The following is a 15,076-nucleotide window of genomic DNA, read 5'->3' as shown; positions in this document are numbered from 1 at the left end:
CAAGCAAGCATTCCTTGTCTTATTTACCTATAATTTTTCTCAGCTTATCCATTAAGACTAATATTTCTTCTTCGTTTCTTGTCGCACAAAAAATGGTATCATCACCTGCTACGCATCCCAATACTTCTTTGAACTGCATTGAATCTAACGCCGCTGCTACCGCCATCGCCATACCTGAAACTGTCTTAATTACTAAAATATTAGAAGCCTTTGTCATATTAATAAAGCCATCTTGAAGCACTCTTATAAATTTTTCACTCATCCAGCCTTCCTGACTTTGTAAAACTACGTATTTTTGTCTGTTGCCATCCGTTGCAACCTTAGTAAGCTTAAGTTCTCTAATATCTCTTGATACAGTAGCCTGAGTCACATTAAAGCCTGAATCGTTCAACTTATCTGCCAATTCTTCTTGTGTTTCAATATCATATTTACTAATTAATTCCACAATTTTGGTATGTCGTTCAATTTTCATATATCTACTCCTATCTAATATCTCCCATTTTATTTCTCAATGCTTCCAAAAAGCTGATTTTACTTAATTTAATAATCTGTGTGCTCTTTGTTGATCTGGTTATTTCTATATAATCACCAGTTTCCATTTTAACACTGGTGTCTCCATCAAATGTCGCAAGTACTGTCTCTATATCCTTTTTTCTTCCAGGGCCAATTTTTACGATAACCCTATCATTCGCAGACAAAACAATACTTTTTGAGTTAAGTGTATGAGAGCATATCGGCGTCACTGTTAAGATATCTGCCTTAGGATCCACAATCGGTCCACCTGCTGACAAATTATAGCCTGTTGAGCCGGTAGGAGTCGATATAATAATTCCATCTGCACTGTATGACACTAAATATTCTCCATTTACATAAATATCATAGTGAATAATACGAAGTTTTCCTTCTCTGTTTATAACAATATCATTTAGTGATCTATTTTGGAAAGTAGATTTCTTCTTATGAAATACTTCTCCTTTCAGCATTAATCTCTCTTCAATCACATAATCATTACGAATCAATTTGTCCAAAGCCGGTATAACATTATTTTTTTCAATTTCTGTTAGATATCCTAACGTTCCTAAATTTACTCCCAATAGCGGAATCTGTTTGTCAGCTACATCCCTTGCAGCCTGGATTAAGGTGCCGTCCCCACCTAATACTATGATACACTCTATATCATCTGGTATCAATCTTGCATCAGTAAACATATAATCACCAGAATGTTCTTTTAAGCTTTCTTCTTGTATGATACACTCTTTCCCATGTGCAAGCAAATAATCTTGAATAGACTTTGTCAAGGTAAGCCCCTCATCCTTTTGGTGATTTGTAATTATGTAAAATTTATTCAAAATGATACCTCCTATAGAGTTTCATGTGCCAAATTAACAATTGTTGTCGGCTCAACTTTTATTTCATGATATAGCTGATTATTATTATGGTTTTGAAGATATAATAAATATTCAATGTTTCCTTCCGGACCTTTAATCGGTGAGAACTCTAAATTTAGTATCTCAAACCCGATACTGACTGCATATGCAATCACTTTATCTATTACTTCAATATGGACACTTTTTTCTCTTACTACTCCCTTTTTTCCTACTTTTTCTCTTCCTGCTTCAAACTGAGGCTTAATAAGACAGACAATCTGCCCTTCCTCTGACAATAGGTTTTTCACTGGAAGCAATACCTTGGTTAAGGATATAAAAGATACATCAATGGAGGAAAAATCAATTCTATCCGCAACATCTTCCGGTGTAACATATCGAATATTTGTTTTTTCCATACAGACAACACGTTCATCTTGTCTTAGCTTCCAGTCAAGTTGTCCATGTCCTACGTCAACTGCATATACTTTAATCGCTTCGTTTTGTAGCATACAATCTGTGAAACCGCCTGTGGAGGAACCTACGTCCATACATATTTTACCACTTACATTAACGCCAAAATGATTCATGGCCTTCTCAAGCTTTAGACCGCCGCGGCTGACATATTTAAGAGTATTCCCTTTCACAACAATTTCAACCTTGTCATCAAAAGCTGAGCCTGCTTTATCTTCTCTTTCCCCATTTACAAATACATTGCCGGACATAATAATCGCCTTAGCTTTCTCTCTGGAAGCAGCCAATCCTCTGTTTACTAATAATACATCTAAGCGTTCTTTCATTTCTAACTATCACCTTTATTAATGCCTTCCTAAACTTTTACAAATTGACATAAGCTGCAATGATTTTCTTGACAATAGACTCTCTGTCAATACCAACTTCTTTTTTTAGTATCTCCACATTGCCATGTTCTACATATTCATCAGGAATTGCAATGATTAATACTCTGGTCTGTATACCGCACTCAGACATAAGCTGTAATACCTTTTCTCCAAAACCACCATTTTTTACATTTTCCTCTAATGTAACAATCAACTTATGATCTTTGACTAACTCTAATATTGCTTCCTCATCAATCGGTTTAACAAATCTTGCATTTACCAAACTGCAATTGTAACTAATTTCCTTTAAATCCTCTCTCACTTCATTCGCTGTTTTTACCATACTTCCTACTGCTACCAATGCAATATCAGATTCATCAAAAATCACTTCACTTCTTCCATACGCTAATGGTGCACGGTAATTTCTCAAACCATCATAGGCTTCTCCTCTTGGATAGCGAATTGCTATGGGTCCGTCAAAGTCCACAGCAAATTTTAGCATATCTGATAACTCCCATTTATTTTTGGGCGCTATGATATTCATATTTGGTATACTGGATAAATAGGATATATCAAACAGTCCCTGATGTGTTTCTCCATCACTTCCCACCAAACCGGAGCGGTCAATTGCAAATATAACATGTAGATTTTGGATACATACGTCGTGTAATATCTGGTCATATGCTCTTTGTAGGAATGATGAATATACCGCGAAAATAGGCTTTAATCCTTCCGCTGCCAATCCGGCTGCAAAAGTAACTGCATGCTCTTCTGCAATTCCTACGTCGAAAAACCGCTCTGGAAACATATTTTTAAAACGTTTCAGCCCTGTTCCATCCGGCATTGCCGCTGTAATTGCAACCACCTTTTTATCCCTATCTCCTAATTTTCTCATTACCGTAGAAAATATATCAGAGTAATTTGCCTTTGCCCTTTTACAGGTTGGCAGCCCTGTCTCAATTTCAAACGGTTCCGCTCCATGAAATCTAGCCGGATGTCTTTCTGCCGGAGAATATCCCTGCCCCTTGTTAGTCTTTATATGGACAATTACTGCTTGATTGAGCTTTTTTGCCTCGCCAAGAGCTTTAACCATCTTTTCTATATTATGCCCATCAACCGGTCCTAGATAAGTAATCCCCATATTTTCAAAAAGCATTCCGGGAATCACAAGCTGCTTAATTCCGTTCTTAGTTTTTCGTATCTGACCTACTACCTTTTCTCCATAAATTGGAATTTTGGACAGCGTATCATATACACCAGTTTTTAAATCTGTATAAGCATCCGCCGTTCTTATATTATTCAAATATTGCGATATTGCACCTACATTTTCAGATATAGACATATTATTATCATTTAATACAATAATAAAATTTCGATTCAGGCGGGCAGCATTATTAAGAGCTTCATATGCCATACCACCAGTTAATGCTCCATCTCCGATAATGGATACTACGTAGTTATCTTTCTCAAGGATTTGGCTGGCCTGAACCAAACCAAGACCCGCTGAAATTGAGGTAGAGCTATGTCCTGTATCAAAGCAGTCACATGCGCTCTCTGTTCTCTTAGGGAATCCACTTAATCCACCATACTTTCTTAATTCATCAAATCCGGCTTTTCTTCCTGTCAAAATTTTATGTGTATAGGATTGATGTCCGACATCCCATACCAATTTATCCTTTGGAAGATTAAAAGCCAAATGGAGAGCCATTGTTAATTCTACTACTCCAAGATTTGATGCCAAATGACCACCAGTAATGCTTATCTTATGAATTAAAAATTCTCTTATTTCCTCAGCCAATAGCTCCAACTCAACTGATGTTAATTTTTTTATATCATTTACATGATTTATTTTTTCTAAAATCATACAACATTATCCTCTATTTTTCTCTGGTTATAAGCATTTCAATCAGTTTATCTAAAAACATATTCTCAAAGTTTAAACCATTTAAAAGATCTCGTGCATTATTTGTAATTTTTTCAACATCTTCTTTTGCCTTATCAAGTCCTTCGATTGTGACATAAGTTATTTTATGATTCTTTTCGTCACTATGAATTGGTTTTCCAAGTACTTCCAGAGTGCTTGTTACATCCAATATATCGTCCTGAATCTGAAAGGCCAGTCCTACATTTTCTGCAATTTTTTCTACCTTGCCAATATCCTCTTGGCTAGCTCCTGCTAACACAGCGCCAATCATCATCGAGGCCTCTATCAAAGCTCCTGTCTTAAGCCGATAAATAAAGTCAAGAGTATCCCTTTCTATTTGCTTTCCATCATTTTCTATATCTACACTTTGCCCGCCAATCATACCAAAAGCTCCTGCTTTTACAGATAATAATCTGAGTGCTCTGGCAATTCTCTCATATTCTATACTAATATCAAAAGCTCTTGCTGCTGTTTCAAATGCTAAATTCAGTAAGCCATCTCCTGCTAAAATTCCCATTGCCTCACCGTATATGGCATGTGTAGTCTTTCTGCCTCGCCGATACTCGTCATTATCCATTGCAGGCAAATCATCATGCACTAAGGAATAAGTGTGTATCATCTCAATTGCCGCCATAAATGGTTTAATGACATCCTCTTTCCCCCCAAACAACCTATAGGTTTCCTGCATCAGCATTGGGCGAATGCGCTTTCCACCTGCCAATATGCTGTAGTTCATTGCCCCTAATACTGTCTTTTGAAAACCTGCTTCGTGAGGTAAATATTGTTTTATAATTGCTTCAATCTCATCAACATGATTTATTAATTCCTCTTTAAAATTCATTCAATTCACCATTGTCATCGATTTGCATTATTTGCTTTTCTACTGTATCTATTTTATCATTGCAGTATTTTAACAACTCCATACCTTTATGATACAGCTTAAACGAATCCTCCAGAATAATATCTCTGTCTTCCAGTTTTTCCAATATATTGTCCAAATCTTGAAAAGCTTCCTCAATTGTAACATTTTTCTTTGCCATTACAACTTCTCCTTTACTGCTTAATGAATCGATTTTCCTTTCTCGTTTCTTGTACCTGAGTCTTAATTTCTCCATTTGATATTTGAATTGTCAATAAATCACCTTGGTTTATTTTTTCAATATCATTAACAGTATTCCCATTATCGTCCGCAACATAAGCATAGCCTTGATTTAGCTTATTGATCGGTGATAAACCACTCATTTTCTCCATATAAATTTCAAGTTGATGACGTTTTAAGGAAATAATCTGCTTCATTGCCAAGCTTAATCGATTTTCCGCATCCATTGATATTTGACGCTTTTCCCGAATCTGATTGCTTGGACTTAATAATTGTAGCTTAAGTCTCATTCTATCAAGTTGATTCCTCTTATCCGTAATTATTCCCTTAAACGCAGTGTCGAAATTATGTTTATAATACAACAACTGTTCCACCAATGCATTGTATTCATAAACTGCAAGTTCCGCTGCCGCTGATGGTGTCGGTGCTCGTAAATCAGCTACATAATCAGCAATTGTTATATCCGTTTCGTGTCCGACAGCTGATATAATGGGGGTATTGCAATCGAAAATGGCTCTGGCAACTATCTCTTCATTAAAGGCCCATAAATCCTCGATTGAGCCGCCTCCGCGACCGACAATAATGACGTCCACTTTAGCCTTATCAAGCACCTCAATCCCCTTTACTATACTGGCCGGCGCACTTTCTCCCTGCACTAAGGCTGGATACAGTATAAGCTGAACATAGGGATTTCGTCTCAAAGAAATATGAATTATATCTCTGATTGCAGCCCCTGTTGGCGCTGTTACAATACCAATGCGGCTTACAAATCTTTTAATAGGCTGCTTATATTCATTGGCAAACATGCCCATTTCTTCTAATTCTTTTTTCAAATCTTCAAATTTTTGATATAAGAGTCCTGCACCATCTAAGATAATTTCTTTTGCATATAATTGGTATTTTCCATCTCGTTCGTACACATTTACACTTCCAAGGGCGATGACTCTTTGCCCTTCTTTCATTTGAAATGCCAAACCTTTTCTGGCTGTTGCAAACATAACACATGCCAGAGTTCCTGTCGCATCTTTTAAGGTGAAATAGATATGTCCCGTTGTATGATACTTGCAGTTTGACACTTCTCCCTTAATATATATCTTATTTAAAGCATAATCTTGTGTAAACATATTCTTAATATATGAATTTACCTGTCCCACACTATATACATTCTGCATAAAAATCTCCTAAGCAAGCTTTGCTAAAATTCCATTTACAAATGCGGACGAATCATCTCCGCCAAATTTCTTTGCAAGCTCAACTGCCTCATTAATTGCTACATTTACCGGTACTTCATCATCAAATTTCATCTCATAGACAGCTAAACGAATGATTGTTAAATCCACTTTACTCATTCGATTGGTCTTCCAGCCTTCTGCAATTTGATTAATAATTGAATCAATTTCGGGAAGCTTTGTACAAATATTTAAAAATTTGTCTCCGATATATGCTTTATCCGTTTCTCCAATAACCACCTTTTCTATATCTTCAAAGAATAATTTCATCTGATTTGACATTTCTGCCTCCTCATGAAACTCTATTCTAAACAGCAATTGAAAAATTTGCTCACGTAATTCTCGTCTTTTCACTTTTACACCATGCCTTCCTTAAACTCTAAAAGAGGATGTCTATCTTCAGACATCCTCTATCATATTAGACAATAAAAAGATTTATCTTGTTTTTTCCATATTGACTCCGGCTATTCTGATATTAACCTCAGACACATTAAGCCCTGTCATATTCTCAATAGCAGTCTTAACTCTTTCCTGTACCAATTCTGATGTCTTTGGTATACTATATCCATAATCTAAATTTAGCGCCAGTTCAACATTAACATTATTCTCAAAAACTTCTACTCTTACTCCTTTAGAAAGATTTTTCATACCTAGCTTACTAATCAATTCATTCGTAATATTTCCTGCCATAGAAGCTACTCCTTCTATTTCAGTTGCCGCAAGTCCCGCAATAATTGCCACTACTTCGTCTGCAATCTGTACTTCACCAATGTTACTGTCTGCATGTATCATATGAGTATTTCTACTGTTATCTTCCTTTTGCATAATTACAGCCTCCTAATAAAACATTTATTATAACGACAAAATAACTTTTGCTGTCATGAATTCACTATTGATAAGTTACATTATAAACAATTTTGCATACTTTTGCAAACTAAAACTAATGCTAATTTATGTTTTTCTTAAGTATATTGAATTGTCTTTCTAAAATAATTAAAATTTTTACAATATTTCAAATATAGTATTGCTTTTAACATAATTTGGTACTATAATAATCAACTGAAACTAATATTATTTAGATTGCTGCTAGTAAATAAATATTAAAAAGAAAGTGAGGTAAAATTATGATGAGCAAAGCAACAGAAACAGCCAATGTAACTTTAAATTTATACAGCGTGAATTATTGGTATAAAATTACCTCGATAATGCATATATAGTTAATATCGTCCAATATAAACTTATTATGCCGTGGTAGTGATTGCCACGGCTTTTCTTATGCTTATTATGACATAATATAAATATGTAACTAAGCAATCCTTGTGTTTGAAAATCCATGGTATCACTTCTTCGAATTATTCTTTTCCTCAAGTTCAGCAGACAATAAAAGCTCATGTTGACATCTCTTATTGTTTTGATGCAAAGAATATTTATTATCGATTCAATTTATACAGTTCACCTATGTATCGGAGGTAATGTATGAACTTGATTAACCAACAATTATTTGACACAATAAGCGAAAAATATTCTTGCAACGAATTATCTTCTTTGCCAAAATGGGCTAAGGATGAAAAGCTTTATAATTGTGAACCACCTACTAAAAAGAGTTTAAAAATAATAGAACTGTTCAAAATAAAGCACAAAATAAATAATGAAGATTAGTAAGAACTATTGTCTTCTACTACTAATCATATTATACTTAAAACTATTATGAATTAAGAGGAGAACAAATTATGGCATTTGATGGAATTGCAATCGCTAATCTTGTTTGTGAGTTAAAGGATAAACTGACAAACGGCAGAATATATAAAATAGCACAGCCTGAATCAGATGAACTGCTGCTTACAATAAAAGCGAATACCGGCCAGTACCGTATGCTGATTTCAGCCAGTGCCAGCCTGCCACTCATTTATTTGACAGAAAACAACAAACCAAGTCCTTTAACGGCTCCAAATTTTTGTATGCTGCTAAGAAAACACTTAAGCAATGGCCGAATTACCTGTGTTACTCAACCCGGTCTGGAGCGCATTATAAATTTTGAGGTTGAACACTTAAATGAATTAGGGGACTTATGTAAAAAATATCTGATTGTAGAAATTATGGGAAAACATAGTAATATTATTTTCTGTAATGATGACAATACTATCATTGATAGTATTAAGCATGTTTCTGCTAATATGAGTTCGGTTCGTGAGGTATTGCCCGGAAGAGATTATTTTATACCCAAAACACAGAATAAATCTGAACCTTTATCTGTTGATCAAGAAGAATTTAATCAAATTCTTTTTCATCAGCCACAGCCACTTGCAAAGGCAGTCTATTTAAGCTTTACAGGGATCAGTCCTGTGGCAGCCGAAGAAATTTGTTTCAGAGCCTCCATTGATTCGTGTAAACCTGCAAATGAACTGACAGAGAATGAGCAATTACATTTATATACTATTTTTTCTAATATCATGCAGGATATTAAAAACAATATATTCTATCCCAATATTGTTTTTAGAGGAAAGGAACCTATCGAATTTGCAAGTATAAAGCTAACTCACTATGAGGATATTAAAATGCTCAGCTATCCTGCAATCAGCAATGTACTAGAAACCTATTATGCATCAAAGAATACTCTGACACGAATACGACAAAAATCCTATGATTTGCGTCATGTAGTTCAAACTGCCCTAGAACGAAGTGTGAAAAAGTATGATTTGCAATTAAAGCAACTTAAGGATACCGAAAAGAGAGACAAATACAAAGTATATGGTGAGCTTCTTAATACCTATGGCTATAGCCTTGAGGAAGGAGCAAAGGAATTAGAGGCACTCAATTATTACACAAACGAATACATTAAGATTCCTCTGGACACTCAAATGACGTCAACGGAGAACGCCAAGAAGTATTTTGATAAATACAGTAAATTAAAACGTACCTTTGAAGCACTTAGTACCCTTACCAAGGAAACAAAAGATGAAATTGATCATTTGGAATCAATCAGTACCGCTTTGGATATTGCTTTATCCGAAGATGATTTGGTTCAATTAAAAGAAGAGCTAATGGATTATGGCTACGTCAAGCGAAAGGGTATGAGTAAAAAAGTAAAAATTAAAAGTAAACCATTTCATTATATTTCAAGTGATGGGTATCATATCTATGTAGGAAAAAATAATTTTCAAAATGAAGAACTGACCTTTAAACTCGCCACTGGAAATGATTGGTGGTTTCATGCCAAGGGTATTCCCGGCTCTCATGTTATTTTAAAATCAAATTCAGAACAAGTGCCTGACCGCGCATTTGAGGAAGCTGGCCGCCTTGCTGCCTATTATTCTAAAGGTCGTGACTCTGATAAGGTTGAAATTGATTATATCGAAAAGAAGCATGTTAAAAAACCAAGTGGCGCAAAGCCCGGTTTTGTCGTATACTATACTAACTATTCTCTTATAATTGACTCAGATATCAGCGGGATTGAGCTAATAAGTGATTAAGAGATTACTATACTATTATGAACTTAAGAATTTTTAATCAGCTAATAAAATTACAATTGACAAACTATCGTAGAATGCTATAATTGTTTAATACAGACTGTAAACATACTTTAGTGTCTGATAAATGATTTCAATAGCAGAAAGTGAAATCATTATGTAAATGATAAACACGTTGATGAGACGAGTAAAATGTCTAGGCATACAGAGAGAGATGTAATTGCTGGAAGCATCTTATGACAAAACATTTGAAAACTACCTCTGAGTGACTCTAATCCAGTCCGGTGATTCCGTTATCATCAAATTAAGCGGTATTGATTATATCAATACAATTAGGGTGGAACCGCGAGTCTATCTCGTCCCTTCTGTAGTAAAATGCAGAAGAGACGATTTTTTTATTCTATAGAAAAATACGTATAAATGTCAGTCGACTGGCATTTTTTTACCCTTTTCTGCATGACTCATAAATTGGATTTACATTATAATTTGAAAGGAGTATTTAAAATGAAAATTACACTTAAAGATGGTTCTTCAAAAGAATATGCCGATGCTATGTCAGTGATTGATATTGCAGCCGATATTAGTGAAGGTCTTGCCAGAATGGCATGTGCCGGAGAAATAAATGGAGAGGTTGTTGACCTTCGAACAATTGTTGACAATGATTGCGAGCTTAACATTCTCACTTTTAATGATGAACAGGGAAAGGCCGCTTATCGCCATACCACCTCTCATGTTTTAGCAGAAGCAGTTAAAAATCTTTATCCGGAGGCAAAGCTTGCAATCGGACCATCTATTGACACAGGCTTTTACTATGACTTTGAATCACAGCCTTTTACACGGGAAGATTTGGATGCAATTGAAAAAGAAATGAAATCAATTATCAAAAAAGGTGCTGATTTAGAAAAATTTACACTTCCTAGAGAAGAAGCCATTGCTTTCATGAGAGAAAGAAACGAACCATACAAGGTAGAATTAATCAAGGATTTACCCGAAGGAGAGACTCTTTCTTTTTACAGACAGGGTGAATTTGTTGATTTATGTGCTGGTCCTCATTTAATGAGTACAAAAACTATCAAGGCCTTTAAATTAATCTCTTCCTCCGGCGCTTACTGGAGGGGTAATGAGAAAAATAAAATGCTGACCAGAATTTACGGTTCTTCCTTTACTAAAAAAGCAGAATTGGATGAATACTTAGCACATTTGGAAGATATTAAAAAGCGTGACCATAATAAACTTGGTCGTGAAATGGAGCTTTTTACAACCGTGGATGTAATTGGTCAGGGACTTCCACTTTTAATGCCAAAGGGTGCCAAGATGATTCAGATTCTTCAAAGATGGATTGAAGATGAGGAGGAGAGACGTGGTTATGTAAGAACGAAAACACCTTTTATGGCTAAAAGTGACTTATATAAAATTTCCGGTCATTGGGATCATTACAAAGAAGGAATGTTTGTATTAGGTGATGAAGAAAAAGATAAGGAAGTATTCGCACTTCGTCCTATGACATGTCCATTCCAGTATTATGTATATAAGCAAAGCCAGAAATCATATCGTGATCTTCCGCTTCGTTATGGTGAAACTTCTACATTGTTTCGAAATGAGGATTCTGGAGAAATGCATGGTCTGACTCGTGTCCGCCAATTTACAATTTCAGAGGGACACTTAATTGTAAGACCGGATCAAATGGATGATGAATTTAAAGGCTGCCTTGATTTAGCAAGGTATTGTTTTAACACACTTGGATTGGCAGATGATGTAACCTATCGTTTATCCAAATGGGATCCAAATAATAAGGAAAAATACATTGGTGATGCTACCGTTTGGGAAGATACCCAACAAAGAATTCGCAATGTACTAAATGAACTAAATATTCAATTTACAGAAGTAGATGGTGAAGCTGCTTTCTATGGTCCTAAGGTTGATATTCAGGCAAAAAATGTATATGGTAAAGAAGATACTATGATTACTATCCAGTGGGATGCTTTACTTGCTGAACAATTTGATATGTACTATATAGATCAGAATGGTGAAAAAGTTCGTCCATATATAATCCACAGGACATCTCTTGGTTGCTATGAAAGAACCCTTGCATGGTTAATTGAAAAGTATGCCGGATTATTCCCAACCTGGTTATGCCCTGAGCAGGTTCGAATCCTTCCTATTTCTGAAAAGTATCACGCTTATGCAAATAAAGTTTCTGAGGAATTAAAGGCTAACCAAATTCTTTGCAGTGTTGATGAACGTGCAGAAAAAATAGGTTATAAAATAAGAGAGTCAAGACTTGATCGCGTACCTTATATGCTGGTAGTCGGTCAAAAGGAAGAAGAAGAATGTCTTGTATCGGTAAGAAGCCGCTATGAAGGCGATGAAGGTCAAAAGACACTTGATGATTTTATCAGTACAATATGTAAAGAAATCAGAACAAAGGAAATTCGTAAAATCAATATACAAGAAGAAACCAAATAGGCCTCGATCTAAGAAGTTCCTAATAATTTACGAATAAATTGAATAAAATTGTTAATAATACCTCCTGTATATATAAATTTCATTTCATATAAAGGAGGTATTATTATGCCATTACTCGATTGTAATGTTGTAGAATGTCAACACAACGACAGTAATCTTTGCAGTAAAAGCAATATCTGCGTAGGTGGTGAGCAGGCCTGTTCATCTGACTGCACATGCTGCGACAGCTTTCAGGAAAAACGTTTGGATTCCTATTCCAGTTCCACAGGGGAAGCTAGCAGACCAACCAGTGTTACCTGCGAAGCAACCAATTGTGCTTATAATGAAAAACAATTATGTGCGGCTAATCAAATAGGAATCAATGGTCACAATGCTAATGCTGCGGAACAGACGCAATGTGCAACCTTTAAGCCTAGATAAATCCAATAGGAACCACTTGTCATAATAAAACAAGTGGTTCCTATTGGATAAAAGGCACTTTTATTCTTCTTAATATTATCCTATTATATTTCTTTTTCACTTACTATACCATCCTCATCTATGACTGCATTCGTCGAAATTTCTGTCAGGTATTGGTAGATTTCTTTTTGATTATCCGCCTTATTTAAAATATAATTAGCGTCTGTTTTACAAGCTACCACTGAAAGTGAAAGATTGCTTTGTTCATTTATTTCAACTTTTAAAAATACGGTTTTTGATATCTGGCTTCCAAATACAAAATTCCCTAAACTATAAACAATCGGTTTTCCATTATAATACTCAATTCCCTGCAAGACATGTGGGTGTGCTCCTATCACAATATCTGCCCCTGCATCTATATATTTTTGAGCAAGCTGTCTTTGATAATCCTCTGGATATTCATTCTTTTCAATTCCCCAATGCACATAAACAATTACAAAATCACAACTGGAATCAGCATTTTTAATCTCTTGTTCAAGACCACTCGAATCGTAGGTTGAAAATACTCCTGATGAAGTTCCTGCTGCCCATCCTGGTTCGGGAATCACTCTGCTTGCTGCCAGAATACCTATTTTCTTGTCATTTATGTCAAATTCTTTAAGTGCCTTTGCTTCATCATAGTTATTTCCCGCACCAACGTACTGAATTTGTGCATCATCTAACGTTTCAAAGGTGTCTGTTAAAGCATCACGCCCATAATCTAAAATATGATTATTGGCCAACGTTACAATGTCTATTCCTAAATCTTTAAAAACCTGTACTCTTTCCGGTTCTATACGAAACGTAAACTGCTTATCTTCCATTGCAGTTCCTCTATTGCTAAAGGGAAATTCCTCATTTACCATTGTTAAATCTGCATCTACCATTTCTTGTACAATATCAGAAGCTAAAATTCCATTAATTCCACTACTATCATATTGCGATAGTAAATAACCAGTCAGAAGAATATCTCCGGTAAATAAAAGATTTGTTTCTTTTACCTGTGGTATTTCCTCTTGAACTGGCTCCTCACTCTCTGATACTGTTTCCTGTATTTGGCTGCTCTCCTGGATTACTTCAGAATCTTCGGCCTTTTGTTCTTCTTGCTCCTTTAATTCATTTGTAACTTTTTCAGATGAAACGGAAACAGTCTGACTCTTAATATAATTCAAAACTTCTACTCTATATTTAATACCTAAAATAATAAGTAGAATCAATAAAATCCCTATACTCATTTCTAAAATATGAATCAGTACTCTTTTCATAAATCGACACATTCCTTTCTTTTCCTTAAAATTATTATACTTTTTACCAGAGATTATGTAAATAGCTAAATTACTTCTATGTTATTTAGGTAATTTGTAGAAGCGTAAGCTGCACAAAGAAATTAAGTATCATAAGAAATTGGAGAGTATATTATGACATAAAATTACGCTGCTCACAATTATATATGATGAGCAGCGTGTATATATTGTTATTATTATATTAAATCTTTTAAGCAACACAATGATATTTCTTAATGACTATTTCCTTTTCAAATAAATTAATAATAGCTCCTACTACCTGATATGCCAAATTTACAATATATCTGCAATCTTCCTGAACGGAACGTTTAAACCTCAAATACTCCTCATGAGCTTCTGTTATAAACTGAAACAGCGCTTCAAGAGAATCAAATCGAATCATCTTTTCTATATTTTTTTGAGCTTCTCCGCTTTTAATATACTCTCGTAACCCTATTTTCAAATGCTTTTCATAAATACAATGATCCCTTAGAGAACCGTTATAATTAACATTATGTGGAAAGGTAAAATAATCCGCAATATAATGTATTACTTGTCCTAAGTCTCTAAAATATGCTCTTTCGTTATTCAAATTAATATCACTTGCAAGAGTTAACCTTTGCATATCTTGTTTCAATTTATCAAATGTACTGCCAAATTCATGTTTTGTTGTTAAAAATGTTGGCTTACAGTCAGGTAAAATATTGCCTAAATAAAATGCTTTTTTATGCTTTAATAAATCTTGCCTATCTATACTGCTTACAATATAACGTGCTAAAGAAATATGGGATTTTTTTCTCACTTCATTCTCCTTATAAACAATGAAACTGTTATTGTTATCGTTTTACTACTAGATAAGCAATTAAACGATATGTCTTTTGTACTAGTGTTCCTTAATAATCCCATTTTATTCTTTTAAAGCCAAAATATCAAGAACATTTATATGAACATTTGATGAACTGTAACA

15 protein-coding genes and 1 other annotated feature are annotated in these 15,076 nt (G+C 34.8%); of the genes, 4 read left to right on the top strand and 11 right to left on the bottom strand.

The window, feature by feature from the left end; translation table 11 throughout:
- Positions 1-19: 19 nt before the first annotated feature.
- The 9 genes from argR to C8E03_RS06015 form a co-directional block, all read right to left on the bottom strand.
- Positions 20-472, bottom strand: a complete 453-nt coding sequence (gene argR / locus C8E03_RS06055; RefSeq protein WP_094379582.1) for an arginine repressor — start codon at positions 470-472, stop codon at positions 20-22.
- A 10-nt stretch (positions 473-482) separates the two neighbouring features.
- Positions 483-1,349 (bottom strand): NAD(+)/NADH kinase, encoded by an 867-nt coding sequence (locus C8E03_RS06050; protein ID WP_094379584.1) that lies wholly within the window; start codon positions 1,347-1,349, stop codon positions 483-485.
- A gap of 11 nt (positions 1,350-1,360) precedes the next feature.
- Positions 1,361-2,164 carry a TlyA family RNA methyltransferase gene (locus C8E03_RS06045; protein WP_094379586.1) on the bottom strand — a complete coding sequence of 268 codons (804 nt, stop codon included), beginning with the start codon at positions 2,162-2,164 and terminating at the stop codon, positions 1,361-1,363.
- Positions 2,165-2,201: 37 nt separating this feature from the next.
- Entirely contained in the window at positions 2,202-4,067 is a 1,866-nt protein-coding gene (gene dxs / locus C8E03_RS06040) for a 1-deoxy-D-xylulose-5-phosphate synthase (protein ID WP_110290548.1), read from the bottom strand.
- A gap of 13 nt (positions 4,068-4,080) precedes the next feature.
- A complete protein-coding gene (locus C8E03_RS06035; protein WP_094379590.1) occupies positions 4,081-4,968 on the bottom strand; it encodes a polyprenyl synthetase family protein in 888 nt (295 codons plus the stop codon).
- Positions 4,958-5,167 (bottom strand): exodeoxyribonuclease VII small subunit, encoded by a 210-nt coding sequence (gene xseB / locus C8E03_RS06030; RefSeq protein ID WP_110290547.1) that lies wholly within the window; start codon positions 5,165-5,167, stop codon positions 4,958-4,960. Before xseB ends, C8E03_RS06035 begins: the two co-directional genes overlap by 11 nt.
- 13 nt (positions 5,168-5,180) lie before the next feature.
- Complete coding sequence (gene xseA / locus C8E03_RS06025) at positions 5,181-6,398, bottom strand: exodeoxyribonuclease VII large subunit (protein WP_094379594.1); 1,218 nt, start codon at positions 6,396-6,398, stop codon at positions 5,181-5,183.
- Positions 6,399-6,407: 9 nt separating this feature from the next.
- Positions 6,408-6,809 carry a transcription antitermination factor NusB gene (gene nusB / locus C8E03_RS06020; protein ID WP_094379596.1) on the bottom strand — a complete coding sequence of 134 codons (402 nt, stop codon included), beginning with the start codon at positions 6,807-6,809 and terminating at the stop codon, positions 6,408-6,410.
- Positions 6,810-6,890: 81 nt separating this feature from the next.
- A complete protein-coding gene (locus C8E03_RS06015; RefSeq protein ID WP_094379598.1) occupies positions 6,891-7,280 on the bottom strand; it encodes an Asp23/Gls24 family envelope stress response protein in 390 nt (129 codons plus the stop codon).
- A gap of 651 nt (positions 7,281-7,931) precedes the next feature.
- Here C8E03_RS06015 and C8E03_RS06010 point away from each other — a divergent pair.
- From C8E03_RS06010 to C8E03_RS05995, 4 genes are all read left to right on the top strand, one after another.
- On the top strand, positions 7,932-8,114 hold the full coding sequence (locus C8E03_RS06010) for a hypothetical protein (RefSeq protein ID WP_094379600.1): 183 nt from the start codon (positions 7,932-7,934) through the stop codon (positions 8,112-8,114).
- Positions 8,115-8,185: 71 nt separating this feature from the next.
- Entirely contained in the window at positions 8,186-9,925 is a 1,740-nt protein-coding gene (locus C8E03_RS06005) for an Rqc2 family fibronectin-binding protein (protein ID WP_094379602.1), read from the top strand.
- A 163-nt stretch (positions 9,926-10,088) separates the two neighbouring features.
- Positions 10,089-10,289, top strand: a binding site (T-box leader).
- Positions 10,290-10,426: 137 nt separating this feature from the next.
- Positions 10,427-12,388: a threonine--tRNA ligase gene (gene thrS, locus C8E03_RS06000; RefSeq protein WP_094379604.1), complete on the top strand. Its 1,962-nt coding sequence runs from the start codon at positions 10,427-10,429 to the stop codon at positions 12,386-12,388.
- Between the two features lie 105 nt (positions 12,389-12,493).
- Positions 12,494-12,808 (top strand): DUF1540 domain-containing protein, encoded by a 315-nt coding sequence (locus C8E03_RS05995; protein ID WP_094379606.1) that lies wholly within the window; start codon positions 12,494-12,496, stop codon positions 12,806-12,808.
- 83 nt (positions 12,809-12,891) lie between these two features.
- On the opposite strand, the gene C8E03_RS05990 is transcribed toward C8E03_RS05995, so the two are convergent.
- Entirely contained in the window at positions 12,892-14,091 is a 1,200-nt protein-coding gene (locus C8E03_RS05990; RefSeq protein WP_170122912.1) for a CapA family protein, read from the bottom strand.
- Between the two features lie 229 nt (positions 14,092-14,320).
- Complete coding sequence (locus C8E03_RS05985; RefSeq protein WP_094379610.1) at positions 14,321-14,911, bottom strand: zinc dependent phospholipase C family protein; 591 nt, start codon at positions 14,909-14,911, stop codon at positions 14,321-14,323.
- Positions 14,912-15,076 lie beyond the last annotated feature (165 nt).

Origin of the sequence: Lachnotalea glycerini (assembly GCF_003201285.1) — a bacterium.
Classification (GTDB): Bacteria; Bacillota; Clostridia; order Lachnospirales; family Lachnospiraceae; genus Lachnotalea; species Lachnotalea glycerini.
The sequence above is the reverse complement of the archived record's forward strand: the minus strand, read 5'-3'. Positions and strand labels throughout refer to the sequence as shown.

Bases quoted from the DNA above. Each gene is read 5' to 3' on its own strand.
- argR (WP_094379582.1), bottom strand. From the start codon at position 472: ATGAAAATTGAACGACATACCAAAATTGTGGAATTAATTAGTAAATAT.
- C8E03_RS06045 (WP_094379586.1), bottom strand. From the start codon at position 2,164: ATGAAAGAACGCTTAGATGTATTATTAGTAAACAGAGGATTGGCTGCT.
- dxs (WP_110290548.1), bottom strand. From the start codon at position 4,067: ATGATTTTAGAAAAAATAAATCATGTAAATGATATAAAAAAATTAACA.
- C8E03_RS06035 (WP_094379590.1), bottom strand. From the start codon at position 4,968: ATGAATTTTAAAGAGGAATTAATAAATCATGTTGATGAGATTGAAGCA.
- xseB (WP_110290547.1), bottom strand. From the start codon at position 5,167: ATGGCAAAGAAAAATGTTACAATTGAGGAAGCTTTTCAAGATTTGGAC.
- xseA (WP_094379594.1), bottom strand. From the start codon at position 6,398: ATGCAGAATGTATATAGTGTGGGACAGGTAAATTCATATATTAAGAAT.
- C8E03_RS06015 (WP_094379598.1), bottom strand. From the start codon at position 7,280: ATGCAAAAGGAAGATAACAGTAGAAATACTCATATGATACATGCAGAC.
- C8E03_RS06010 (WP_094379600.1), top strand. From the start codon at position 7,932: ATGAACTTGATTAACCAACAATTATTTGACACAATAAGCGAAAAATAT.
- C8E03_RS06005 (WP_094379602.1), top strand. From the start codon at position 8,186: ATGGCATTTGATGGAATTGCAATCGCTAATCTTGTTTGTGAGTTAAAG.
- thrS (WP_094379604.1), top strand. From the start codon at position 10,427: ATGAAAATTACACTTAAAGATGGTTCTTCAAAAGAATATGCCGATGCT.
- C8E03_RS05995 (WP_094379606.1), top strand. From the start codon at position 12,494: ATGCCATTACTCGATTGTAATGTTGTAGAATGTCAACACAACGACAGT.
- C8E03_RS05990 (WP_170122912.1), bottom strand. From the start codon at position 14,091: ATGAAAAGAGTACTGATTCATATTTTAGAAATGAGTATAGGGATTTTA.